Raw genomic sequence first — 24591 nt, forward strand, 5'->3', positions numbered from 1 at the left:
TCAGCCGAAGTTAGGCGGCGGGATCAGGTGCAGCACGTTGCCGGTCGCCCCGCTCAGCAGGGACAGCAGGGTCGTGCTGGACTGGCCGAACGAAACGTTCAGGCCCGGGTTGATGGACGGCACCCACGGGTAGGTGTCCGGGAAGTACGACGGCGACAGCAGTCCGGCCTCCACGCCGATCTCGACCGCCGCGCCATAGGGACCCTGCACGGCGCCCAGGGCGAGGTCGGGGATGACCGTGAACGGGTTCGGTAGGTCGAACAGTCCGGCCGGGGTCGGGATGTTTGCGTAGTTGGCGCCCGGCCCGTAGTCGCCGTAGCCCAAATCGACGAGCACCCGGAGATCCGGCTGGAAGATGTCGGCGATCGGCGGGCCGGCGTAGGGGATGGCGCGGATCGGCTCCAGCAGCGGCAGGTTCTGCGTCATGAACATGTAGTACTTCGTGCTGCCGGTGTAGTCGGGCGACGTGGGCAGCTGCACGGCGGTGCCCACCTGGGTGGCCGTCAAGTCCGGATACGAGCTGTGGACGAAGAAATAGCCCATGAGCGCATTTAGGTCGGAGACGAGGTTGAGCGGGTACTGGGGCAGGTCGGCGATGCCGTCGTATTGGTAGGTGTAAATCGAGGTCGGGTACGGCGAATTCGGCGGAGTCGCGCCGTTGAACGCCACGTCCAGGAATGGGATGTAGAAGCCGGGGAAGCGCTCGAGGATGCCGCCGACGGGGTTGTTGGGGTCGCCGATCAGCACGAAAGACAAGTGGCCCTGATAGGGCGAGCCCGCCGCCATGAGGGCGTTTATCTCGTTGGTGGCGATCGTCGCGCTCTGCGAGTAGCCGAAAACCACGGCGTTGTTTAACGGCTGACCGTTGAGGGTCGAGTTGATCGCGTTGTTCAGCAACGTGACGCCCTTGGCGACCGACTGGCCGAAGGTCATGCTGCCCAGGTTCGGCGTCACCGGCCAGAACTGCTCGGGCGTGAAAAGCCCTTGCGGGATGGCTGTCGGGTAAAGCGGCTTGATGTACGCGTTGAAGACGCTGGTCACGTATTTGGGGTCGGGTTGTGGGTTATTCGTGCCGCCCATGATCAACGCGAACAGCGGGTCTCCGGGGGAAGCCAGCTGCACCACCGACAGCGGGGTGGCACCCGTGGAGCCGCCGGAGAGCACGGCCGCGTTGGTCGTCTCGGCTTGCGCGTAGGCGGCGGCCGCCGCCGCCAAGGCCTGGGTGAATTGGCTGTGAAAACCCGCGGCCTGCCCGAGCAGCGCCTGATATTCCCGGCCATAGGCGCCGAATAGGTTCGCGATCGCCGCCGACACCTCGTCCTCGGCGGCAGCGAGCAAACCGGTTGTCCGTGCCGCGGCATTCGTGCCGGCCGCGTTGATGGCCGAACCGATGTTGTGCACATCGGCGGCCGTCGAAGCCAGGGTCTCAGGGGCAGTAATTAGATCCGACATCTCCCCGTCCTTTCCCGACGGACGCCATCCCGGCCCAATGGGAGTTATCCGCGACCGTGGGTATTAGGTATTGACCGAGGGTAGATCTGTCCCGTCGGTAAGTTTGGCGTTTCGCGCAAGTTCTAAGCGTTCACACGTTTCAGGTGCCGGTCGAGAAAGGCGAGTTGGTCGGCTACGACGCGCTCGAACGCGTCGCCGACATAGATATCGAAATGCCCCTCGGGATACATGCGGACCTCGCCGCGCGGGGCCTTCGCCGCGTAGCGCAGCGTCGGCACCGGCGGAGCCACCGAGTCGGCCTCGCAAACGCAGAACAGGATCGGGCAGGCGACCTTCGCGGCCAACCGCCCCGGGCGGTAGGTGATGACCTTCAAGGCGAGCCGGGCGGCGACCTCGTTGGGCACCGTCTGGCCCGCGGGGACGAGCCGCGTGTAGCCGGGGTACACGTCGGGCGCGTTCATCAGCGCGACCTCGCCCGGCTTGCCCGCCGCGGGAATCGTGACCGGCGACCTGCCGAGCCGGGCCGCGACGAGGTCGCGCGCGGCCATCAAGCCGACACGGCCGAAGATCACCGGGCTGAGCGTGCGCGCGGATGCGACGCCGTCGGTGAAGGGGCACTGGGCCACGGCGGCCTTGATGCCCGGCACCCGGGCCGCCGTCGCGATCACGTGTCCGCCGCCAAAAGACGTGCCCCACACGCCGATTCGATCGTGATCGACGCCATCCAGGGTGCGGGCGTGGGCGACCGCGGCCGCCCAGTCCGCGAGCTGCATGCCGATGTCGAGCAGCTGCCGCGGCTGGCCTTCGCTGTCGCCGAAGTTGCGGTAGTCGAACACCAGGCAGGCGTAGCCGGCGGCGCTGAATCGTTCGGCGTAGGCATCCAGTCGCATGGTGCGCACCGCCCCCAGCCCGTGCGCCATCACCAGCACCGGCGCGGGGCCACCGCGCTCCGGCCGGTACAGCCATGCGCTGATCCGGTCGGCACCGGATCTGAATCGGACGTCCTCGCGTTGCGTCATCGGCGTTTCCATTCTGCCCGGCCGGTAGGCGTCGCAGAAGTTGTGGACTACTGTCTAGAAACGTTTCGAGCGTTCGAGGGACGGAGACTCTCATGGCCATCCGCGTCGCACACGTCGGCACCGGAAATGTCGGAGGGCTGGCCCTGGCCCACCTGATCACCGATCCCCGATTCGAACTGACGGGCGTGTGCGTCTCCACGCCGGAGAAGGTAGGCAAGGACGCCGGACAACTGTGCGGCGTGGGTCTCGACGCCGATACCGTGACCGGCGTCTCCGCCGTTTCGGACCTCGACGACATCCTGGCCGCCAAGCCCGAGTGCGTCGTCTACTGCGCCATGGGCGATACGCGGCTGCCCGACGCGATGGCGGACGTGATGCGCATCCTGGCCGCCGGCATCAACGTCGTCGGGTCGTCACCCGGATTGCTGCAGTACCCCTGGGGCGTCATGCCCGACAAATACATCGCCCGCGTGGAAGATGCTGCCCGGCAAGGGAATTCGAGCATCTTCATCAGCGGCGTGGATCCGGGGTTCGCCAACGACCTGATCCCGTTCGCGCTGGCCGGAACCTGTCAGCGCATCGAGCAGGTGCGCTGCATGGAGATTCACGACTACGCGAGCTACAACGGCGTCGAGGTGATGAGCTACATGGGGTTCGCCCAGCCCCTCGATTACGTCCCGATGCTGCTGCAGCCGGGCGTGCTGAGCATCGCGTGGGGGACGGCGATCCGGCAGCTGGCGGCCGGGCTCGGCATCGAGGTCGACGAGATCACCGAGTCCTACCAGCGCGAGCCGGCACCCGAGGACTTCGACATCGCGATCGGCCACGTGGCCAAGGGCACGCTGGCCGTCCTGCAGTTCGAGATCCGCGGCATGGTCAAGGGCCACCCCGCGATCGTCATCGAGCACGTCACCCGGCTGCGGCCCGACCTGCGGCCCGACCTGCCGCAGCCCGCTTCGGGCGACGGCTCGTATCGGGTCGAGATCACCGGCGAGCCGTCCTACGCGGTGGACATCATTCCCAGCAGCCGCAAGGGCGACCACAACCACGCCGCGATCGCCGGAGCCGCCGGTCGCATCGTCAACGCGATCCCGGCGGTGATCGCCGCGCCGCCGGGGATCAGGACGACCCTGGACCTGCCGCTGGTCACCGGTAAGGGCCTTTACGCGCCAAAAGACTTGGTAGCTCAGTAGATTCGAAAGGACTGGTTAATGGGACGGGTTGACGGCAAGGTTGCGCTGATCAGTGGCGCCGCCGGCGGCATGGGCGCCGAAGATGCGCGGTTGCTGGTCGAGGAGGGCGCCAAGGTCGTTATCGGCGACATCCTCGACGACCAGGGCAAGGCGCTGGCCGACGACATCGGCGACTCCGCGCGCTACGTGCACCTCGACGTCACCCAGCCCGACCAGTGGGACGCCGCCGTCGCGACCGCCGTCGGTGAATTCGGCAAGCTCAACGTGCTCGTCAACAACGCCGGCACGGTGGCGCTGGGACCGTTGAAGGACTTCAGACTCGACAAGTGGCAGAAGGTGATCGACGTCAACCTGACCGGCACCTTCCTGGGCATGCGGGCGGTCGTCGAGCCGATGACCGCGGCCGGGGGCGGCTCCATCATCAACGTCTCCTCGATCGAGGGCCTGCGTGGCGCGCCGATGGTGCACCCGTACGTGGCGTCCAAGTGGGGCGTGCGCGGGCTGGCCAAGTCGGCGGCGCTGGAGTTGGCGCCGTTGAACATCCGGGTGAATTCGATCCACCCGGGTTTCATCCGCACCCCGATGACCGCGCACCTGCCCGAAGACATGGTCACCATCCCGCTCGGCCGGCCGGGCGAAGTCCGCGAGGTCGCGACCTTCGTGCTGTTCCTGGCGAGCGACGAGTCCTCTTACTCGACCGGCAGCGAATTCGTCATGGACGGTGGGCTGATCACCGACGTGAACCACAAAGAGTTCTGAGGTTCGGCCCGGCACTCCGGTGGTTCCCCGCTATTCGACTCATGTCGTTTAAGCGACGCGGCGCGGGGAAATCATGCAAGACCCACGTCAGTGGGGGTCTTGGACCGGAAGAAGGGGACGAGGTTGCGTGGCGTGGCCCGCGGCGCGGACGCGGAGGAACCGGACAGGTGGGCGGCGAGAGCCCTGTGCATCGACGCCGATCCCGACGGGCTCTTTGTCACGGGTGCCGCCCAGCGCAAGGCGGCGGTGTTCTGCCGCCGCTGCCCGGTCTTGCGGGAGTGTGCCGCCGAGGCGTTGGACAACAAAGTGGAATTCGGTGTCTGGGGCGGCATGACGGAGCGCCAACGCCGAGCCCTGCTCCATCAGCACCCAGAAGTGGTCTCCTGGTCGAACTTCCTGAGCGAGCAGACCGGCCGCCGCGTCGGCTGACTCGCGCCGAGCCGGGGGTCTTGGCCGGGCACGGGGCGGCGGTGCTATAACCGCGAGCATGCTGCGCCGCTTGTCTGACGTCGTTGGATCCGCCCACGTCGTCACCGACGCCGACGTGCTGGCCGGCCGCAGCGTCGATCACACCGGGCGCTATCGGGGGCGCGCCAGCGCGCTGGTGCGGCCGGGGTCGGCCGAGGAGGTCGCCGAGGCGCTGCGGGTGTGCCGCGACGCGGGGGCGCACGTGACGGTGCAGGGCGGACGGACCTCGCTGGTGGCCGGGACCGTCCCCGAGCACGACGACGTGCTGCTGTCGACCGAACGGCTTTGCGCGCTCGGCGACGTGGACACCGTCGAGCGCCGCGTCTCGGCCGGCGCCGGAGCCGCACTGGCCGTCGTGCAAAACGCCGCTGCGGCAGCGGGTTTGGTGTTCGGCGTGGATCTGGCCGCCCGCGACACCGCCACCGTCGGCGGCATGGCCTCGACGAACGCCGGGGGCCTGCGCACCGTGCGCTACGGCAACATGGGCGAGCAGGTGGTCGGCCTGCAGGTGGCGCTGCCCGACGGCTCGCTGCTGCGCCGCCACAGCGAGGTGCGCCGCGACAACACGGGCTACGACCTCCCGGCGCTGTTCGTCGGCGCCGAGGGCACCCTCGGCGTGATCACCGCGCTGGACCTGCGGTTGCACCCCACGCCGTCGCATCGGGTGACGGCGGTCTGCGGGTTCTCCGAACTGGAGACGCTGGTCGATGCCGGCCGCACGTTTCGCGACGTGGACGGGATCGCGGCTTTGGAGCTGATCGACGGCCGGGCCGCGGCGCTGACGGGCGAACACCTCGGGGTCGGCGCGCCCGTGCAGGGCGACTGGCTGCTGCTGGTCGAGCTGGCCGCCGACCACGACCAGACGGACCGGCTCGCCGCCTTGTTGGACGAGGTGCGGCTGTGTGGTGAGCCCGCGGTCGGCGTGGATGCCGCTGCGCAGCAGCGGTTGTGGCGCGTGCGGGAATCGCTCGCCGACGTGCTCGGCGTTTACGGGCCGCCGCTGAAATTCGACGTGTCCCTGCCGCTGTCGGCCGTTGGTGAATTCGCCAGGGAGGCTGTCGAATTGGTGGGCGTGCACGCGCCTGACGCGCTGCCCCTTCTGTTCGGTCACGTCGGCGAGGGCAACCTGCACCTCAACGTGCTGCGTTGCCCGCCCGAGCGCGAGCGGGCGCTGTATGCGCCGATGATGGATCTCATCGCGCGGTGTGGCGGGAATGTCAGTTCCGAGCACGGCGTCGGCAGCCGCAAACGCCCGTACCTGGGCATGTCGCGGGAGCCCGCCGACATCGCCGCGATGCGGGCGGTCAAGGCCGCCCTGGACCCGACCGGCTACCTGAACGCCGCCGTGCTGTTCGACTGAGCCTTATCAGGCCGTCTGACATAGGCTGGCGTTCATCGCATCCGGAATTTTCGACACGCCCATCGCCGGAATCATCAACAATGTCTTCGTCGGCTTGATCGACGCCCCCGTCGTCGGGCCACTGGTACGGCGCGGGTTGATCAACATTCGCTACGTCGGCAGGCGTTCGGGTAAGACGATCCAGACCCCGGTCGGGTACCGCCGCTCCGGCGACGGCATCGTCATCAACGTCATGTCGCCCGATAGCAAGACATGGTGGCGAAACTTCCTCGGCGAGGGCGGGCCGATCACACTGCTCAATTTCGGCGGCGCCGACCGCACCGGACACGCGCTGGCCAGCCGTGACGAGAAGGGCCGCGTCAAGGTCGTGGTGCGGCTCGACTGATCAGGAGCCGCCCTTGATCCCGACGGCGTGGCGCAGCTGCTCCAGGAACTGGTCGGCGTCGTCGCTTCTGACGATGTAGTGCGAGATCGCGATCCGGATGACCGTCGCGGCCCGCACCGCGGCGTTGGGGCCGGACAGATGCCGTTGCAGACCGTCGCGCATCTGCGGGATGACGCCGCCAAACTCGGCGATGGTGTGCTCGGGCTCGACGTCGACCATGCGCACCCCGGAGTACGAGTGCTGGTATTCGACGATGAACCGCAGGACGGCGTCGAGCTTGTCGGCGCCCTTTAGTCCGGCGGTGGCCTTGACCAGACCGCTCTCGAATTCCTGCCGCTCGTACTGAGAAAACGCCGACAGCAGCTCCTCTTTCGAGGCGAACCAGCGGTACAGCGTGGGACGCGAGACTCCCGCCTGGGCGGCCACCTCGGACAGGCTGAGCTTGGTCTTGCCGTTGCGGCCGAGCACCTCGGCGGTGGCGTCGAGGATGCGCTGACGTGTCGAGGTGTCGATCTCCGCCGCTGGGGCCGGCTGGCTCATAACTGAAACTTTACGAAGTATCGCGAGCGTGTCACGTTCTTTTCGCTTCCCGGCCAGGGCGCCCTCGCACCAGCACGCATTGTTGAATGGCGCCGACCGCGCCCCCCTCGTCGAAAAGTGTGCCGATCGTCGTGCCGATGCCGTCCGGCCCGTAGCTCGTCTCCGCGCGAATGCCGATCCAGTCGCCGTCGGGGATCCGGAACACGTGCACCGCCAGGTCGGTGTTGAGGAACGTCCACTTGGTGATGTCCAGCTTGCTGCCGATGCCGTTGGCGCAGTCGGCCACCGCGAACAGCCGCTCCAGCGGGGTCATGGCCTCGCCCTTGACGAGGTCGACGGTCGGCTTGATCCAGGATTCGCCCGGACCCTCGCTGAGCGGCTCGGTCAGCCACAGCCAGTCCAGGCTGTGCACGTAGTTGCGATCCCAGTCCCGGGCCCGGAGGTTGCGGTCGCGGGCCTCGGCCCGCGGCCGGGGCAGCGGAAACGCGCCGTGAGCCACCGCGTGGGTGTCTTGGTGCTGCAACCGCCACCCGCTTGCGCGCGCCACCGGCCGGGGTTCGCCATCGGGCCCCGGCGCCAGCATCTCGGCGGTGACGAGTTCGATCTGTTTGCCGCCCCGCTGCACTTGCGAGCTCACCCAAAGGTCGCCCTCGGCGGGCACCCCACCCAGCAGGTCGATGACAACCCGGCCGAGCCGGGTGTCGTCGCGCCGCCCACACCGTTCCAGCGCCCGGACCAACAGCGCCGAGACCGGACCGCCGTGCTGGATGGCGGCCGACCAGGTGCCGCGCGCCAGGTCGGTTGCCGCGAACTTCTCGCCCCGCGGGTCGGCGTCGTCGATCAGCTCGTAGTAGGAGTCGGTCATCCTCTGCCTTCCGGGTGTCAGGGTAGGCCCGCGCCGGGAATGTCAACGGTCACCGCGTCCAGCTGCGAGAGCCGGGTGCCGATCAGTCGCTGGGGATAAGCGTCGGTACTCGACAGCAGAAACAGCGTACGGCGCGCTGGACCGCCGAACGCGCACGCGATCGCCACCCGCTCGCCCATGTCGATGCGGTCGGTCACGGCGCCGCCCTCGGTGATCCGCTCGAACTGGTGCGCCAGCGTCATGGCGGCCCACACGGCGCCCTCGGCGTCGAGCGCGATGCCGTCCGGCGGCCCGTCCAGGCCGTCGGCGAAGACCCGGCGGCCGCTGAGCCCGCCGTCGTCGCCGATGGTGAACGCGGTCAGGCGGCGGCCCGTCGATTCGGCGACGATCAACGTCTTTCGGTCCGGCGTGATCACCATGCCGTTGGGAAAGTCGAGGTCCTCGGCGACAACAGTGGCCCTGGCGGGTCCGTCGTCGGCGTCGAGGCGGATGATCGCGCCGCCGGAAAACGCCTGGCAGCCGATGTAGGCGCGACCGGCGTCGTCGACGACCATGTCGCCCAGGTTGACCGGCGTCAGGGCGGCCAGGTCGGCGACGGCCTCGACCGTTTCGCCGTCGTAGCGCAGCACCTGCCGGTCCTCGGTCGAGGCGATCAGCAGGGACCCGTCGGGGCGAAACCCGAGGCCGGACGGGCAGCGCCCGGGCAGGGCCAGCGTGGTCAGCGAGCCCCGCATGTCCACGGTGTGCACGGCTTCGCCCAGCATGTCGGAGAACCAGAGCAGCCCTTCGAACCAGCGCGGGCCCTCACCGAAGCAGAACCCCTTGGCCAGGGGCTCGGGGATCATCGGTTCGGGCCTTTACAAAACACCGCCAAAGTGTCACGCACTGCCTGCGTCGGTGTCAATCTCGCCCAGCTCACGCGCGACGGCCGCGTGGTAGGCGTCGATCCGGGCCGGATTGGCCTGCTGGAATAGCGCGTCGGGCAGCGGCGCGTGCTTGAAGGCCTCGATCGTCATCGTCCGGGAGAACAGGGTGACGTCTCGGCCGGGCCGGGTGAACCGGTAGGTGACGGTGATCCGGCCCTCCATCCCGCCGTTTCCCTCGCGGTCGTGGCCGAGGCGACCCACCGAATTGAACACGAACAGCGTCGGCCGATCGGCGATGGCCAGCTGCCAACTGAAGACGCGCTCCCCGTCGGGCCCGGCCTCCTCCCAGGTGTCACCGACCTTCAAGGGAAGCTCCGGCAACTTGCCGATGTGCGCGCTGCCGGGATAGGTCTTGGTCCAATTGGCCGGGTTGGTGACGAAGTCGTACACATCCTCGGCGGAATGGGTGAAGGCGGTCTCCGAAGTGCTCGTCACGATGCCCAATTGTCTTGCCTCCCTGGATGTTGTTAGCCAAGCTTTACAAATCTTACTCAAAGTGTCACGCTGGGCCCTGGGCTGCTAGCGCGGAGGTGGAGCGGATTTGACGAAGGCTTCTGAGGACCAGATCGAGTGGACGGTGCAGGGCCTGCTCGACCTGTTCGACGTGCGGGCCGACGGGCAGGACCGGTTCACCGGCGACACCGGCATTGCGGTCGGCGACGAACGGCAGGTGGTGGAGGGCACCCAGGTGCTGGCCCAGGCGATTGTCGCGGTGGCCAAACGATTCCCGGACAAGTCGGTGCGCTCGGCGCACGCCGTGTTCTCCCGCGCTGTGACCGTCGGCCCGCCGATCGAACTCGTCCTCGACGTCGTCGCCGAGGGCCGGTCCACGGCGACCGCGGTCGTGGCCGTGCACCAGAACGGCCGGCGCTGCCTGAGCATCACCGTGCTGGCCGACGTCCCGACGGGCGACGTCATCCGCCATCACCTGCCGCGCCCCGACGTGGCGGCACCGGCCGACGCCAACCATTCGCCGATGCCGATGGTCGGGCGCGAACTGCGCCTGGTCGACGTCGTCGACGTCAACAGCCCCGACGAGGTCGGGCCGCCCGAGCTGTACGCGTGGCTGCACTATGACCCGATCCCGACCCGCGACGACCTCGCCAAGGCGCTCGTCGCGTACTTCACCGGGCATCTGGGGATCTCCACGACCATGCGGGCCCACCCGGGCATCGGCACCAGCCAGGCGCACCTGACGGTGTCCACCGCGCCGATGAGCATCTCGGTCGCGTTCCACGAACCCGTCCGCTGGGACGGGTGGCTGCTCTACACCCACGAGAGCACCCAGGTTGGCGCGGGGATGTCCTACGTGCGCGGCACGGTCCACTCGCAAGAGGGCGAGCTGCTGGCCTCCTTCGCCCAGGAGGCGCTGATCCGTCCGCTGCGCACCAGCGACACGGCGATCGATTCCCGCGCACGATTCTGACCGCCATGCGCTTCACCATCACCCACCCGATGCACAGCCATCCGTACAACCCGGAGCTGGTCAGCGGCGAAGGCATCGGGAAGGTGGCCGCGGCCACCGAAGCCGCCGGCATCCATGGGTTCGGCTTCACCGACCACCCGGCGCCGTCGCAGCGCTGGCTGGAGGCGGGCGGGCATGACGCCGTAGATCCCTTTGTCGCTTTGGGTTTCGCGGCGGCCAGGACGACGACGCTGCGCCTGATCCCCAACATCGTGGTGCTGCCGTACCGAAACCCGTTCGTGGTGGCCAAGTCCGGCGCCACGCTGGACCTGCTCTCGGGTGGCCGGTTCACGCTCGCGGTCGGGGTGGGTTATCTCAAGCGGGAGTTCGCGGCGCTGGGCGTGACTTACGACGAGCGGCTCGAACTCTTCGAGGAAGCCCTGCAGGTGATCCGCGCGGTGTGGACCAGCGACGACATTTCATTCGAGGGCAAGCATTTCAGCGCGAAGGGCATCACCGCGCACCCTAGGCCGCTCAGTCAGCCGCATCCGCCGATCTGGATCGGTGGCAACACCACGTCCGCTCGCCAGCGAGTGGCGCAGTACGGCGACGGCTGGTGTCCGTTTCCCGCCCCGCCGCAGCTGGCGAAGACTTCCGGCACCGCGGTCATCGACTCCGTCGAGCGTCTCACCGAGGGCATCGACGACCTGCGGCGCCGCTGTGACGCGGTGGGCAGGGACTGGTCGGCGATCGACATCACCTTCACCAACTTCGAGGGCGGCAGCCCCGCGACCGACGACTTCAACGCCGACGCATACTTGGGCGGCCTGGAAAAGCTTGCGGCAGTGGGAGTTACGTGGGTCAGCGTCCACCTACCGGGCGACAGCATGGCGCATGCGCTCGAGACCCTCGACCGGTTTCGCACGCTCGTCAGCGACGCGATGTAGATGGACTTCTCAGCCGTCGACCTGAGCGCCGAGGACCAGGAATTCCTTGAGGAAACCCGGGCCTTCATCGCCAAGCACGTCACCGACGACGTGCTGCGCCGACAGCGCGAGTTCGGTGAAAACTTCGACGAGCAAGTGCATCTGGCGCTCGGCGAGGCCGGCTACCTGGCGTCGGATTGGCGGCTGGAATCCGAGGGCGGGTTCAGCCCGGTCCGTCGGCGCATCTTTCACCTCGAGATCGCCCGGGCCCACACGCCCTGGTACCACTGGGGAACCACGTCCGTCGTCGCGCGGCTGGTGCAGCGGTTCGGCGCGGCGGAGCTTGCCGACAAGGTCCTGCCCGGCGTGCTGTCCGGCGAGATCCGGTTGTGCCTGGGGTACACCGAACCCGAGGGCGGCTCGGACGTCGCCACCTGCAAGACCCGCGCGGTCCGCGACGGGGACGCGTGGATCATCAACGGCTCCAAGATGTTCACCTCGAACGCGCAGAACGCACGCTATGTCTTCCTGCTCACCAACACCGACCCGCAGGGCCCGAAACACAAGAACCTGACCATGTTTTTGGTGCCGCTCGATACGCCGGGCATCGAGATCCAGCCCATCCGCACCCTGGACGGCGACCGCACCAACATCGTCTTCTACAGCGACGTGCGCGTCGACGACCTCCAGCGCATCGGTGAGGTCAACGACGGCTGGACGGTGATGCGCTCGGCGCTGGACTCCGAGCACGGCATCGTGGACCGGGACGACCATGGCCTGCGATACGTCGCGGCGATGTCGGCGCACGGTGACATCATGGCCGAAGTGGTCGACACCGTCGCGGCGCTCGTTGCGCGGGTGGACGACGGCTCGGTGAAGTACCGGCTCGGGCGGGCCGTTGCGCGGATGGAGGCGGCGCTTTCCACGCCCGGGATGTTCGGGCGCGTGGCGATCGCGCAGGCGATGCGCGACATTTCCCCGGACCTGATGAACATCCTGGGGACGGCCTCCGCGCTGCCCGCCGACGCACAGGGCTCCGCGAGCGTCGGTGCGGCGGAACACCTTTATCGGCTTGCGTTACCGCTCGGCATCTACGGCGGCACCTTGGAGGTGTTCCGCAACATGATCGCCCAGCACGAGCTCGGGCTGGGGCGCCCTAGCTACGGCGGCTGAGTGGCAGCCCGGCGACGACCTCCACACGCGCGGCGTCGAAGCTGAAAAAGCCTTTAATGGGCAGGCTTTCGGGCGGCGGGTCCTCGTAACTCCACGCGACGTCGTCGACCGGGCCCACGGACCAGTACGTCGCGTAGCCCTTGTAGTTGCAGTAGCTCGACGTCTCGGATCGCCGCAGCAGATCGGTGCGCACGTGAGCGGGCGCGACGTAAAGGCGCGGCTCGAGCGCGGTCTCGAACAGGATCACCGTGTCGTCGGTGTCCACCAACGTGGTGCCGTCGACGCTGACGCGCAGGCGCCGCTTGGTCGGCCGGCAGTCGACCCGGTGATACGGATTCGGCGGGTAGTGCACCAGCTCGCGCCCCTCCTCCAGCCACGTGTCGACGGCGTCCCAGGGCACCTGGACGAAACCCGGGGCTTCCGGCTCCGGCTCGTTCGGGAGGTCGCCGACCGCGTCGGCCGGAAACGCATAACTGAGCGGGCGGCCCTGCCGGTGCACCAGCACCGCCCGCTCGGTGTCGATCACGGGGCGGCCGCCCAGCAGCGCCTGAACCCGCCGCGGATGCGGCTCGACGTAGACCACGCCGGCGGGTATCTGGGGAGCGAACCGCCCGGCCGGATCAGCGGACAGCGGTCCCCGTCCTGCTACCAAACTCATTGGCCAAAGCTTATCGGCAGGGCCGGTCGGGCCGTTCGGAACATTTCCGGAGGGCGCACTGTTGTGTCGCCCGTGACGAACCAGGAAGTAGACGGCCGGATGACTGCCGAGAGCACGCCGCCGCATGAGTCCCTGTTCCTTCCGGCAACGATCGGGCGCGCGGACCTGAAAAACCGCGTCGCCCTGGCGCCGATGACCCGCGTCAGCGCTACCGCTGAGGGACTGGCCACCGAGCGGATGGTTTCGTACTACGGCGTGTACGCCGACGGTGGATTCGGCCTGCTCATCACCGAAGGCATCTACATGGACGAGCGGGCCAGCCAGGGTTATCTGTTCCAGCCCGGCATCGCCACGCCGGCTCAGGCCAAGGCCTGGCAGCCCGTGGTCGAGCGGGTGCACGCGGCCGGCGCGAAAATCTTTGCCCAGTTGATGCACGCCGGCAGCCAATCGCAGGGCAACGTTTACACATCCTCGACCGTCGGCCCGTCCGCGGTGCGTCCGAAGGGTGCACAAGCTGCCATGTATCGCGGATCGGGCCCGTACCCGATGCCCGAAGCCATGTCCGCCGAGCAGGTTCGCGAGGTGCGCCGGGCCTTCGTGAGGGCTGCGCGCCTGGCCCGCGATGCCGGCTTCGACGGTGTCGAACTCCACGGGGCGAACGGGTATCTGCTCGACGAGTTCCTCACCGACTACTTGAACACTCGCAGCGACGAGTACGGGGGAAGTGTCGCCAATCGCGTTCGCCTGGCCGCAGAGATCAGCAGCGACGTCGCGGCTGCGGTGGGATCGGAGATCACCACCGGAATCCGCATCTCCCAAGGGAAAGTGTCCGACCATCAGCACCGGTGGGCCGGTGCCGAACAGGACGCCGCGGTCATTTTCGAGGCGTTGGCCGACACGGGCATCGACTACATCCACACGACCGAGTACCGCGCGCTGGCACCGGCTTTCGATGCGGGCCCGAAGACGTTGGCCGAACTGGCCAAACAGCACAGCGGCCTGCCCGTCCTCGTCAACGGACACCTTGACGATCCCCGCGATGCGGCCGCCGTCATCGAATCCGGGATCGGCGACGTGATTACTCTGGCTAAACCAGCGTTGGCCAACCGCAATTGGCCGCACCTGGTTCGCACGGGTCAAGCGCTCGCTGGCGACATTCCCGCCGATCTGTTTGGTCCCGTCGCCGACATCAAGGACTGGGAACTGCTCTCCCCGGGCAGCACCATCTGACCCTGGCGCCGGGCTGCGGAAACTCATTGCGTCCCAACCGGCGTCCGCGTTGGCGGAAAGCCCAAATATCGGGCTGGAACCTGCGTACGCTGGACCGACGCCCCGGTAGGAGGAAGCGATGTCGTACCTCGCGGTGGTTCCCGACTTCGTGGCGCTGGCGGCATCGGATCTATCGGATATCGGCGCGGGGCTGGTCGCGGCGAATGCGGCGGCGACGGCCCCGATCACCGCGCTGGCACCGGCCGCCGGTGACGAGGTATCCGCGGCCATCACTACGTTCTTTGCCGGCCAGGCGCGGGCCTTCCAGGCGCTCAGCGGCCAGGCGGCGGCGTTTCATGCCCAGTTCGTCCAGGCGTTGAACGGCGCGGCCGCGGCGTATGCGGCCGCCGAGGCGGCCAACGTGCCGTCGTTGCAGACCGTGGAGCAAGACATCTTGGCGGTGATCAACACACCCACCAATCTGTTTTTTGGGCGCCCGCTGATCGGCGACGGCGCCAACGGGACGGCGGCCAACCCCAACGGCGCGCCCGGCGGGTTTTTGATCGGCAACGGCGGCAACGGCTTTTCGCAAACGGGCAACCCCGGGGTGGCCGGCGGCGCCGGTGGAGCCGCGGGGTTGGTCGGCAACGGCGGTCTCGGGGGCGCCGGTGGGGCCGGCGCGGCGGGCGGGGCGGGCGGCACCGGTGGCTACATCTACGGCAACGGCGGGGCGGGCGGCACCGGTGGGGTGGCGTTGCGGGACGGCGGCCTGAACGCCTTTACCGGCGGCACCGGCGGAGTCGGCGGCGCCGCGGGTTTGTGGGGCGCCGGCGGGAGCGGCGGGCAGGGCGGTGGCGTCGGACCCAACAGCGCGACGGTGTCCCCCGGCCAGAGCACTCCGATTGTGCTGAACGGCGGCACTGGCGGCGACGGCGGGCGTGGCGGGTGGATTCACGGCCTAGGCGGAGCCGGTGGGCAGGGGGCGACCGGCAGCAGCGTAGGCACGGTGAACCTCACCGTCGGTGCGGGCAGCTTCACGATGGTGAACGACACGCCCGGAGGAGCTATCGTCGCCTACCTCCCCGCTCCCGGCGGCAACATCAACAGCATCAGTCCAGCGAGTTCGTCGTTCATGACTGGCGGCGGCACGGCCCAAGTGACCGTCACGCTCCTAAGCGGCAACAGCGGCGTCCTGCAGTTCTTCCAACCCCAATCGCCGGCTGTCGCCGGTGCCACCGGCCGGGCCGGCCTTCCCGGGCCCAACGGGTTCCTGTAACGCTCAAACCGGTTCGACGCGATTAGGGTGCAAGCCATGGCCGGACCGGTAGAAGGCATCAGGGTCGTCGAACTCGGGGTCTGGGTGGCCGGACCGGCCGCCGGCGGGATCCTGGCCGACTGGGGCGCGGACGTGATCAAGATCGAACCCCCGACGGGCGACCCGGGGCGCCTGTTCGGCCGGATGCTGGGCTGCGACCTCGGCGTCAACCCGCCGTTCGAGATGGACAACCGGTCCAAGCGCAGCATCGTCTTGGACCTCAACACCGAGGCGGGCCGCGACACCGCTTTCGAATTGCTTTCCGGCGCAGACGTTTTCTTGACCAACGTGCGCCCCGCCGCGCTGCAGCGACTCGGGCTCGACTTCGAATCGGTGTCGGCGCGCAACCCACGCCTGGTCTACGGCCTGATCACCGGGTACGGCGAGACCGGGCCCGACGCCGACCGCGCCGCCTACGACGTCGCCGCATTCTGGTCCCGCGCCGGCCTGGCCCACCTGCTCACCCGGCCCGGGGATACGCCCCCCTTCCAGCGCGGCGGCATGGGCGACCACTCGGCCGGGATGACCCTGGCCGCCGCCGTGTGCGCGGCGCTGCTCGCCCGCGAACGCACCGGCGCGGGCCAACTGGTCAGCACCTCGCTGTACCGCCAGGGCGCCTACACCGTGAGCTTCGACCTCAACACCTACCTGCTGACCGGGCAGCCGATCGCCGTCGGCCAGCGCGAGTCGATGGGCAACCCGTGCATGAACAACTACGCCGCGGCCGACGGGCGGCGGTTCTGGATCGTCGGGCTGGAGGCCGAGCGCCACTGGCCCCCGCTGTGCCGCGCCGTCGGCCGCCCCGAATGGTGCGACGACCCCCGCTACGCCGACGCCCGGTCCCGCGCCGCCAACGCGGTCCAGCTCATCGCCGAGCTGGACAAGATCTTCGCGACCCGCCCGCTCGACGAATGGGCGCAGGCCTTCGCCGGCGAACCCGAACTCTTCTGGGCGCCGATCAACGCGCTCGAGGACGTCGTGGCCGACGAGCAGTTCCACGCCGCGGGCGGCCTGGTGGACGTCCCGGACGGACAGGCCGGCGTCATGATGGTGGCCACGCCGGCGGACTTCCACGGCACGCCGTGGGCGCCGCGCTCCGTGGCCCCCGAATTGGGCCAGCACACCGACGAGATTCTCGCCGAACTCAAGGCGCGGCGGGGCTAGCCACCTTTACAAATATCCGTCGAAGTGTCACGCTGTCCGATGACAGTCAGCCCATCGGTGAGGAACGGATTGATGGTCACTCCAACCTTCGACGTCGGCCACAGCCGCCGGGTCAGCGCCGCGCGAGCGACCCGCGCGGACGGCGAGTGCCTGCGATATCGGCTGGACGTCGTGGCGGCCAGCGCCGCCGACGTCGTGCAATCGGCAGGGGGTTGGCTCTACGACCGGGTGATGGCCGGCTGGGAAGTGACCGCGCTGCTGCCGCACGGCCGCGAATCCCGCTCGCTGCGGATCCTCGGCGTGCAGGCATTCGACGCCGCGGCGCGTCCGGACCCGACGGCGTCGTGGAGCCAGAGCCTGGCCGTCAGCGCCGAGGCGTTCGCCGCCGACCCGCTCGTGCGGGAAAAGGTGCTCGAGTCGCTGGGCGACCGGTTGACCGAGGTCGCGCTGTGGGGAGACGGGTGGCCGCTGGGCGTCGACCGCGCGATGACCCGGACGCAACACGTGCTCAGCGCGGCGGCGCGCCGATTCAAGGGCTACGCGCTTGCGGCGGCGGGATTGCCCTGCGAGTCAGTCGATCCCACCGAGACGCTGCTGTGCGACATGGCCACCCGGCTCGACTGATGAAGAAGTACTACGGCCACACACTGCTCTACCTGCACGAGACGATCGCCCTGGGATCGGGGCGAAGCGACGCCTTCACCGAAATGTTCACCGGCACCTACCAGCCGATGATGGACGAGCTCGGCGCCCGGCTGTTCGCAATCTGGGAGACCACCCCGTACAACGGCCACTGGCCACAGGCGACGATCATCTGGGAGATCGACGGGTTCGCCGACTACGCCCGGATCGGTACCGCCCAGGCGCGAGGCGGCAGCCATGAGGTCGCGGCCGGCAAGTGGTCGGAGTTCCTGGCCGGCATCGGCGCCTCGGGCGAGGGGCGGATCATGTACCCCGGGCCGAGCAACAAAACCCTGGCACAGCTGCGTGAGGCGAATTTCGTTGCGCCGCTGGTCATTCAGGAGATAATGCACACCAAACCGGGGCGTCAGGACGACTACATCCGCGAGCTGGAACGGCTCTACGTCCCCTGGTCGGAGCGCACCGGCAAGCGGTGGCTGGGTTCGTTCACCACGACCTTCCGCTACAACGAGGTCATCCACTATTGGGCGCTGGACGGCGGCTGGGAATGCTTCGCCAACCACTACCCGTCGTTCAAGGAGAGCCCACCCGCCGAGCTCGTCACCTGGATGACCGTGGCGCCGGCCCTGCGAGACGGCTGGGAGGACTCGATTCTGCAAGCCCTACCCCCGTCGCCACTGCAGTGAGCTTTTCGTACGACCCGTTCGACGCGGAAGTCATGGCAAACCCGTTGCCGTACTACCGGATTCTGCGTGACGAGCACCCGGTCTACTACATGCCACAGTGGGACACCTACGCGCTCTCCCGCTTCGACGACATCTGGCGGGTGCTCGAGGTCAACGACGGGACATTCGTCGCGACGGAAGGAACGTTGCCCCCGGCGTCGGTGCTCGCTCAGCACAACGACGGGCCGCTCGACGATCCGCCGCTGCACCCGCTGCCCTTTCACGCCGTCTTCGACACCGATCTGTACGCCGAGATCCGGCGTGCGCATTCGGCGCCGTTGCGTCCGAGGTCGGTCGCCGGAATGGAAGCCCGGATCCGCACGCTGGCCAACGAACGCCTCGACGAGCTGCTGCCGCGGGGCTCCTTCGACCTGACCCAGGAGTACGGCGGCATCGTCGCCGCATCGATGGTGTGCGGATTGCTGGGCCTGCCAGACGATCTCGCCCCGCAAGTGCTGGCCGCGGTGAACGCCGGCAGCCTGGCCGAGCCCGGCGAGGGCGTCGACACCGCGCAAGCCCGCCCCAACTACCTCGAGTACCTCACACCGGTGGTCGAGGGCCGCCGGGCCGGGTCCGGGGACGCACTTCCGGTTGTCGACGGCCTGCTGGGCTACCGATTGCCCGACGGCAGCGCCCTGTCCGACGTCGAGGCCGCCACCCAGATGCTGTGTATTTTCATCGGCGGGACGGAGACGGTGCCCAAGATCGTCGCCCACGGGCTATGGGAGCTCGGCCAGCGGCCCGACCAGATGGCGGCGGTGCGCGCCGACCTCGACGCCAACGTTCCGGTCGCGCGCGAGGAGATGATCCGCTATTGCGCGCCGGCGCAGTGGTTCGCCCGAACGGCGCGCAAGCCGTTCACCATTCACGACCAGACCCTGCGGCCCGGCCAGCGCGTCATCACGCTGCTGGCGTCGGCCAACCGGGACGAACGCGAGTACGAACGCCCCGACGAGTTCGTCTGGAACCGCCCGATCCGCCGCTCGCTGGCCTTCGGCCGGGGCCAGCACTTCTGCATCGGCTACCACCTGGCCCGGCTGGAAATCGCTGTGCTGCTGACCGAATGGCTGCGCCGGGTGCCGGAATTCGCGATCCGGGGCGACGCCGCCACCCGGCTGCCGTCCAGCTTCCAGTGGGGATGGAACAAGATCCCGGTGGAGGTCTGACGTGTGGTCCTACCGGATCATCGCCCCATACCAGTTCGAGCGAACGACGATCCCCGACAAGACGCCCGAGCAGCTGGCCGACGGCCAAGTCCTGCTGCGGTTTTCGGCTGCCGGCGTCTGCGGTAGCGACCTGCCGGCCTTCCGCGGCACCAGGGGCCGGCTACCCGGTGACGACGGGTGCAGCGCCGCCGAAAAGGACGGGTTCCCGATCCACGAGGTGGCCGGCGAGGTGATCGCCAGCCGCCACCCCGATCACCGGGCCGGCGATCGCGTGGTGGGCTGGGCATCCGGGTTCGACGGCCTGATGGAACGCGTGATCAGCGACGGCAACATGCTGGCGCCGTACGACCCGGCACTGAGCCCGGCGGAGGCGATCGGCCTGCAACCGCTGGCGTGCGTCCTCTACGCCTGCGAACAGCTGCCCGACCTGACCGGCCGGCACGTCGCGATCATCGGGCAGGGCTCGATCGGCCTGCTGTTCTCCTACGTCGCCAAGGCCGCGGGCGCCCGGCGCGTCACCGGGATCGATCCGGTCGACCGCGCCAGCCACGCAACGGCATTCGGTGTCGACGACCCGGTGCGCGCCACCAGCGACCGCTGGGTGAGCCAACTGGCCCCCGCCGACCGGGCCGACGTCGTCATCGAGGCCGTCGGCCACCAGGTGGCCACCCTGGGGCACGCCATCGAGGCCACCGCCCCCGGCGGCACCGTCTTCTATTTCGGCGTGGCCGACGACGAGGCCTACCCGATCAGCATGCGCCTGATGCTGCGCAACAACCTGACGCTGAAATCCGGTGTGACGCTCGACCGGAGGCGGGTTTTGGACGTCGCCGCCAAGTTCGCCGACGAGCATCCCGAGCTGCTCGGCGCCTATCTCACCCACACCTTCGGCGTGGACGACGTGCAGGGCGCGTTCGAGCTGGCCTGCCGGCCCGCGCCCGAGCGCATCAAGATCGCGATCGCCGAATGAGCGTCTTCGGCGGCGACCGCACCCCCATCTGGGGCGGCTGGATCACGGGACCCACGCTGCTGGGCCCCGAGGAATTCGCCCGGGCCGGTTACGACTACGTCGGTTTCGACGCCCAGCACGGCTACATCGACGACGCCGACATCGCCGGCATCCTGCGGCGCCTCGAGCACGTGCCGATCGCCACGGCGGTGCGGCTGCCGAACGCCGACGCCGCGCCGATAGGGCGGGTGGCCGACGCCGGCGCCGACGCCGTGATCATCGCGATGATCGAGTCCGCCGACCAGGCCGCCGCCGCGGTGGCCGCCACCCGCTACCCGCCGGCGGGCGTCCGCAGCTTCGGCCCGCTACGCGCCAGCCTGGGCCATGACACCGCCGCGCTGGAATCCCGGGTGAGCGTCTTCGCGATGATCGAGACCGCGGCGGCGCTGTCGGGCCTCGACGAGATCTGCGCCGTCGACGGCCTGGCCGGCCTGTACATCGGGCCCGCCGACCTGGCCCTCTCGCTGGGCGTGGAAGTCGTTGGCGCGACCAAACATCCGGAGGTGCTCGACGCGGTCGGCCGGATCCAGCGCGCCGCCAGCCACGCGGGCCTGATCACCGGCATCCACGCGGGGGACGGCAAGACGGGCCGCGCCATGGCGGGGCTGGGCATCCGGATGATCACCCTGGCCGCCGAGTCGCAGGCCCTGCGGCGCGGAGCGGCCGAACACCTACGCGAGGCTCGCGAACAGTGACGGAGACCGCAATACGCGAACTCATTGCCGCCTACGCGCTGGCGCTGGACGTCGGCAATGGGGATGAGTGCGTGCAACTCTTCACCGCGGATGCCCAATTCCTGGTCTATGGAAAGTCTTTCGACGGGCATGACGCGATCCGCAAAATGTTTCAGGACGCGCCGCGCGGGCTGCATCTGACCGGTGTCTCGCACATCGAGATTCACGAAAACACTGCCACTGCCCGGTCGCAGGTGCTGTTCGTCCGAGCGGGTGACTTGCACCTGCGGCCGGCCCTCTACGACGACGAGCTGGTTCGCGTGGACGGCCGCTGGCGCTTTTCGCGCCGGCGGTGCCAGTTCGTCACCAGCCGCGGCCTGTCCGACAGTCCCGAGGTGGCGTCATCGTGAGTCAACGCGTCGCACTCGTGACCGGCGCCGCCGGCGGGCAGGGCTGGGCCATGGCCAAGCGGCTGCGCGCGGGCGGCCATGCGGTGGCCGCGTGCGACCGGCGCGCCGACGAACTGGCCGCTGCAGTCGACGAATTGGGCGATGACGGGATCATCGGGATCCCGCTCGACGTCGCCTCGCAGGCGCAGTGGGAGGCGGCCGTTGACACGGTCGTGCAGCGTTTTGGCTCCCTGACCGCGCTGGTCAACAACGCCGGCGCGCTGCACCGCGCCTCGCTGGCCGACGAGACGCCCGAGGGCTTCGAAAGCGCCTGGCGGGTCAACTGTTTCGGCGCCTTCCTCGGCATCCAGGCGGCGCTGCCGCAGCTGCGCGCCGCCGGCAACGCCGCGGTCGTCAACATCTGCAGTACCGGGGCGATCCGGCCTTTCCCGCGACACAGTGCCTACGGTTCGTCCAAGTGGGCGCTGCGCGGGCTGACCCAGAACGCCGCCGCCGAGCTGGCCCCGTTCGGGATCCGGGTCAACGCGGTGTTTCCCGGACCGATCGCCACCCCGATGCTCGACGACGCCACCCAGCTGCGGCTGGCCGCGTCGTCGGCGTTCGGGCGGATCGGTCAACCGGCCGAAATCGCCGACGCGGTGGCGTTTCTGGTCTCCGAGGAGGCGTCGTTCATCACCGGCGCCGAACTGGTGGTCGACGGTGGGCAATGCCTGCAGATCCGATGAGCCTGTCGGTCGGCATCATCGGTGCCGGGCCCGGGGGCATGGCGCTGGGAATCCTGTTGGCCCAGGCCGGCTTCCACGACTTCACCATCTTCGACCGCGAGGACGACGTCGGCGGCACCTGGCTGATCAACACCTATCCGGGGCTGGCGTGTGACGTCAAGTCGCACCTCTACTCGTACTCGTTCGACCTGAACTCGGGCTGGTCGCGGCTGTGGCCCGCGCAACCCGAGATCCTGGAGTACTTCCAGCGGTGCGCCGACAAGTACGGCCTGCGCCCGCACCTGAGGTTGCGCACCGAAATCGTCTCGGCGCGTTGGGAGGAAGACGCCGGGCGGTGGTGCCTGACGACGGCGACCGGCCAGACGCACCACTTCGACGTCGTGGTGTCCGCGGTGGGACTGTTCACCCGCCCCCTGCTCCCGGACCTGGTGGAAGAGGAGCCGTTCACCGGCACGCTGATGCACACCGCGCGGTGGGACCATTCGGTCTCGCTCGAGGGAACCCGGGTCGCCGTGCTGGGCACCGGATCGACCGCCTCCCAACTGGTGCCGGAGCTGGCGAAGGTTGCCAAGAAGGTGTATTCGGTGCAGCGGTCACCGACCTGGATCCTGCCCAAGCCCGACCGGCCCTACACCGAGCGGGAACGCTGGCTTTTCGCGCACATACCGTTCGCCAAGAAGCTGTACCGCACGCGGCTGTGGCTGCGCAGCGAATCCAACATCTCGGTGATCGAGCACGGCAGCGAAAAAACCGAGGAGTTCAAGACGGTCGCGCTGGGCATGCTCGAAAAGACGGTCGCCGACGAGGAATTGCGCCGCAAGCTGACCCCGGACCATCCGATGGGCTGCAAGCGGCTGGTGTTCTCCTCGGACTACCTGCCCGCGTTGGTCCGCCCCAACGTCGAGGTGCTGGACAGCCCAGCGCGCTGCCTGCGCGCGCGCAGCCTGGTCACCGAGGACGGCACCGAACGTGACGTCGACGTCGTGGTGTGCGCGACGGGCTACGCCGCGGCCGATTACCTGGCCGAGCTGGACGTGTCCGGCGAGGGCGGGACGACGCTGCGGGAGGTGTGGCGCGACGGGGCCCACGCGTATTTCGGCATGGCCGTTCCGGGATTCCCGAACTTCTTCATGCTGTACGGGCCGAACACGAACGTCGGCTCGAACAGCGTGATCTTCATGCTCGAGGCCCAGGCCCGCTACATCGTGCGGGCGCTCAAACACATGCGGCGCCGGGGCAAGACGTACGTCGCCGTGCGGCCCGCCGCGCTGGCGGAGTTCGTCGCCAAGGTCGACCGGTGGATGGTCGGCACGGTGTGGACCACCCAGTGCAGCAACTACTTCCGCGCCCCCAACGGGCGAGTGGTGACGCAGTGGCCGCGCAGCGCGCGTAGCTTCTGGGGAATGACGCGCAGATTCAGGCCCGCCGACTTCACCTTCCAGGCCCCGGCCGGATGACCGAACCCGCCGAGTTGGACGGCTTCACTCGGCTCGATCCCGCGCTGCAGGCCGTCGCGACCACGCGAACCGACTTTTCGGAGGAGTCGATCGGGCTCATTCGCGAACCGTTCAACCAGCGCCGCCGGGACGCCGCCGCACGCACCGACCCGCGGGGCGTCCGGATCGTCGACGACACGGTGGCGACCGAATCCGGTGGCGTGCCGGTGCGCATCTACCGTGGCGGCGAGGAGAATCCGGCGCCGGCGATGATCTACTGCCACGCCGGTGGTTTCGCGCTGGGCAACCTGGACACCGATCACCGGCAGTGCGTCGAGCTGGCGAGCCGCGGCCGCTGCACGGTGGTGTCGGTCGACTACCGGCTGGCGCCGGAGCACCCCTACCCGGCCGCGCTCGACGACGCGATCGCGGTGCTGCGCTGGGTGACGGCCGCCGCGGGCGAGCTGGGCGTCGACCCGGCGCGCCTGGCCGTCGGGGGCAGCAGCGCCGGCGCCGCCCTGGCGGCGTGCCTGGCGCACGGCGCCGCCGACGGGTCGCTGCCCGCGGTCGCGTTCCAGCTGCTGCACCAGCCGGTGCTGGACGACCGGGAAACCGCGTCCAAGGCTGAGTTCGGCACCAGCCCGGCCTTCGACGGCGAGGCGGCGGAGCTGATGTGGCGCCACTACCTGGGTCCCCACGCGAGACTCCCGGGCTCTGTGCCGGCCCGGCGAGTCCAATTGGGCGGTCTGCCAACGGCTTTGATCACCTGTGCGGAGATCGACCCGTTTCGCGACGAAGCGGTCGACTACGCGGTGGCGCTGCTGCGCGCCGGGGTCTCCGCCGAGCTGCACGTGTTTCCCCGGGCCTGCCACGGGTTCGATTCGCTGCTGCCGGACTGGTCGGACTCCGAGCGGTTGTTCGCCCTGCAGGGCCACGCCCTGGCGAGGACCTTCGGCTCTACTTGACCGACCGATCCGCCGGAACAAT

26 protein-coding genes and 1 pseudogene are annotated in these 24591 nt (G+C 68.9%); 20 read left to right on the forward strand and 7 right to left on the reverse strand.

Annotated elements, in window-relative coordinates:
- Both AC5Y7V_RS02740 and AC5Y7V_RS02745 read right to left on the reverse strand, forming a co-directional pair.
- A complete protein-coding gene (locus AC5Y7V_RS02740) occupies positions 1 to 1452 on the reverse strand; it encodes a PE family protein (RefSeq protein WP_499878505.1) in 1452 nt (483 codons plus the stop codon).
- 122 nt (positions 1453 to 1574) lie between these two features.
- Positions 1575 to 2489 (reverse strand): annotated as a pseudogene (locus AC5Y7V_RS02745) (alpha/beta hydrolase); the annotation flags it as partial.
- Positions 2490 to 2563: 74 nt separating this feature from the next.
- Between AC5Y7V_RS02745 and AC5Y7V_RS02750 the strand changes: the two are divergent.
- From AC5Y7V_RS02750 to AC5Y7V_RS02770, 5 genes are all read left to right on the forward strand, one after another.
- A complete protein-coding gene (locus tag AC5Y7V_RS02750; RefSeq protein ID WP_499878506.1) occupies positions 2564 to 3664 on the forward strand; it encodes an NAD(P)H-dependent amine dehydrogenase family protein in 1101 nt (366 codons plus the stop codon).
- A gap of 18 nt (positions 3665 to 3682) precedes the next feature.
- Entirely contained in the window at positions 3683 to 4423 is a 741-nt protein-coding gene (locus AC5Y7V_RS02755; protein WP_499878507.1) for a glucose 1-dehydrogenase, read from the forward strand.
- A gap of 90 nt (positions 4424 to 4513) precedes the next feature.
- Positions 4514 to 4852 carry a WhiB family transcriptional regulator gene (locus AC5Y7V_RS02760; RefSeq protein WP_499878508.1) on the forward strand — a complete coding sequence of 113 codons (339 nt, stop codon included), beginning with the start codon at positions 4514 to 4516 and terminating at the stop codon, positions 4850 to 4852.
- Positions 4853 to 4910: 58 nt separating this feature from the next.
- Positions 4911 to 6251: an FAD-binding oxidoreductase gene (locus tag AC5Y7V_RS02765; protein ID WP_499878509.1), complete on the forward strand. Its 1341-nt coding sequence runs from the start codon at positions 4911 to 4913 to the stop codon at positions 6249 to 6251.
- A gap of 34 nt (positions 6252 to 6285) precedes the next feature.
- Entirely contained in the window at positions 6286 to 6636 is a 351-nt protein-coding gene (locus AC5Y7V_RS02770; protein WP_499878905.1) for a PNPOx family protein, read from the forward strand.
- On the opposite strand, the gene AC5Y7V_RS02775 is transcribed toward AC5Y7V_RS02770, so the two are convergent.
- Genes AC5Y7V_RS02775 through AC5Y7V_RS02790 form a run of 4 tightly spaced genes read right to left on the reverse strand, consistent with a single transcriptional unit; the run spans position 6637 to position 9411 of the window.
- Positions 6637 to 7176 (reverse strand): TetR/AcrR family transcriptional regulator, encoded by a 540-nt coding sequence (locus tag AC5Y7V_RS02775; RefSeq protein ID WP_499878510.1) that lies wholly within the window; start codon positions 7174 to 7176, stop codon positions 6637 to 6639.
- A 31-nt stretch (positions 7177 to 7207) separates the two neighbouring features.
- Positions 7208 to 8041: a thioesterase family protein gene (locus tag AC5Y7V_RS02780; RefSeq protein WP_499878511.1), complete on the reverse strand. Its 834-nt coding sequence runs from the start codon at positions 8039 to 8041 to the stop codon at positions 7208 to 7210.
- 17 nt (positions 8042 to 8058) lie between these two features.
- Complete coding sequence (locus AC5Y7V_RS02785; RefSeq protein ID WP_499878512.1) at positions 8059 to 8886, reverse strand: SMP-30/gluconolactonase/LRE family protein; 828 nt, start codon at positions 8884 to 8886, stop codon at positions 8059 to 8061.
- Between the two features lie 33 nt (positions 8887 to 8919).
- Positions 8920 to 9411 carry an SRPBCC family protein gene (locus AC5Y7V_RS02790; RefSeq protein ID WP_499878513.1) on the reverse strand — a complete coding sequence of 164 codons (492 nt, stop codon included), beginning with the start codon at positions 9409 to 9411 and terminating at the stop codon, positions 8920 to 8922.
- Positions 9412 to 9508: 97 nt separating this feature from the next.
- On the opposite strand from AC5Y7V_RS02790, the gene AC5Y7V_RS02795 reads away from it, so the two are divergent.
- The 3 genes from AC5Y7V_RS02795 to AC5Y7V_RS02805 are packed head-to-tail and all read left to right on the forward strand — an operon-like array spanning position 9509 to position 12471.
- A complete protein-coding gene (locus AC5Y7V_RS02795; RefSeq protein ID WP_499878514.1) occupies positions 9509 to 10393 on the forward strand; it encodes an acyl-CoA thioesterase in 885 nt (294 codons plus the stop codon).
- Between the two features lie 5 nt (positions 10394 to 10398).
- Positions 10399 to 11319, forward strand: coding sequence for an LLM class F420-dependent oxidoreductase (locus AC5Y7V_RS02800; RefSeq protein ID WP_499878515.1), 921 nt, complete (start codon positions 10399 to 10401; stop codon positions 11317 to 11319).
- On the forward strand, positions 11320 to 12471 hold the full coding sequence (locus AC5Y7V_RS02805; protein ID WP_499878516.1) for an acyl-CoA dehydrogenase family protein: 1152 nt from the start codon (positions 11320 to 11322) through the stop codon (positions 12469 to 12471).
- Here the strand turns inward: AC5Y7V_RS02805 and AC5Y7V_RS02810 are convergent.
- Positions 12455 to 13129: a DUF427 domain-containing protein gene (locus AC5Y7V_RS02810; RefSeq protein WP_499878517.1), complete on the reverse strand. Its 675-nt coding sequence runs from the start codon at positions 13127 to 13129 to the stop codon at positions 12455 to 12457. The genes AC5Y7V_RS02805 and AC5Y7V_RS02810 overlap by 17 nt on opposite strands.
- A gap of 99 nt (positions 13130 to 13228) precedes the next feature.
- Between AC5Y7V_RS02810 and AC5Y7V_RS02815 the strand changes: the two genes are divergently transcribed.
- The 12 genes from AC5Y7V_RS02815 to AC5Y7V_RS02870 all read left to right on the forward strand — a co-directional run bounded on the left by AC5Y7V_RS02815 (position 13229) and on the right by AC5Y7V_RS02870 (position 24569).
- Entirely contained in the window at positions 13229 to 14359 is a 1131-nt protein-coding gene (locus AC5Y7V_RS02815; protein ID WP_499878518.1) for an oxidoreductase, read from the forward strand.
- Positions 14360 to 14477: 118 nt separating this feature from the next.
- Positions 14478 to 15614: a PE family protein gene (locus AC5Y7V_RS02820; RefSeq protein ID WP_499878519.1), complete on the forward strand. Its 1137-nt coding sequence runs from the start codon at positions 14478 to 14480 to the stop codon at positions 15612 to 15614.
- Between the two features lie 36 nt (positions 15615 to 15650).
- Positions 15651 to 16817, forward strand: coding sequence for a CaiB/BaiF CoA transferase family protein (locus AC5Y7V_RS02825; protein ID WP_499878520.1), 1167 nt, complete (start codon positions 15651 to 15653; stop codon positions 16815 to 16817).
- Between the two features lie 72 nt (positions 16818 to 16889).
- The gene (locus tag AC5Y7V_RS02830; RefSeq protein ID WP_499878521.1) at positions 16890 to 17441 is read left to right on the forward strand and encodes a hypothetical protein; all 552 of its coding nucleotides are present in this window, start codon (positions 16890 to 16892) and stop codon (positions 17439 to 17441) included.
- Positions 17441 to 18145, forward strand: coding sequence for an NIPSNAP family protein (locus AC5Y7V_RS02835; protein WP_499878522.1), 705 nt, complete (start codon positions 17441 to 17443; stop codon positions 18143 to 18145). Before AC5Y7V_RS02830 ends, AC5Y7V_RS02835 begins: the two co-directional genes overlap by 1 nt.
- Complete coding sequence (locus tag AC5Y7V_RS02840) at positions 18142 to 19350, forward strand: cytochrome P450 (protein ID WP_499878523.1); 1209 nt, start codon at positions 18142 to 18144, stop codon at positions 19348 to 19350. Before AC5Y7V_RS02835 ends, AC5Y7V_RS02840 begins: the two co-directional genes overlap by 4 nt.
- Position 19351: 1 nt before the next feature.
- Entirely contained in the window at positions 19352 to 20320 is a 969-nt protein-coding gene (locus AC5Y7V_RS02845) for a zinc-binding dehydrogenase (RefSeq protein WP_499878524.1), read from the forward strand.
- A complete protein-coding gene (locus AC5Y7V_RS02850; protein ID WP_499878525.1) occupies positions 20317 to 21054 on the forward strand; it encodes an HpcH/HpaI aldolase family protein in 738 nt (245 codons plus the stop codon). Before AC5Y7V_RS02845 ends, AC5Y7V_RS02850 begins: the two co-directional genes overlap by 4 nt.
- A complete protein-coding gene (locus AC5Y7V_RS02855; protein WP_499878526.1) occupies positions 21051 to 21443 on the forward strand; it encodes a nuclear transport factor 2 family protein in 393 nt (130 codons plus the stop codon). The genes AC5Y7V_RS02850 and AC5Y7V_RS02855 overlap by 4 nt, the downstream gene beginning before the upstream one ends.
- A complete protein-coding gene (locus AC5Y7V_RS02860) occupies positions 21440 to 22168 on the forward strand; it encodes an SDR family NAD(P)-dependent oxidoreductase (RefSeq protein WP_499878527.1) in 729 nt (242 codons plus the stop codon). The genes AC5Y7V_RS02855 and AC5Y7V_RS02860 overlap by 4 nt, the downstream gene beginning before the upstream one ends.
- A complete protein-coding gene (locus tag AC5Y7V_RS02865; RefSeq protein WP_499878528.1) occupies positions 22150 to 23625 on the forward strand; it encodes a flavin-containing monooxygenase in 1476 nt (491 codons plus the stop codon). The genes AC5Y7V_RS02860 and AC5Y7V_RS02865 overlap by 19 nt, the downstream gene beginning before the upstream one ends.
- Complete coding sequence (locus tag AC5Y7V_RS02870; protein WP_499878529.1) at positions 23622 to 24569, forward strand: alpha/beta hydrolase; 948 nt, start codon at positions 23622 to 23624, stop codon at positions 24567 to 24569. The genes AC5Y7V_RS02865 and AC5Y7V_RS02870 overlap by 4 nt, the downstream gene beginning before the upstream one ends.
- Positions 24570 to 24591 lie beyond the last annotated feature (22 nt).

The sequence above is a fragment of the Mycobacterium sp. NGS34 genome (assembly GCF_059812845.1).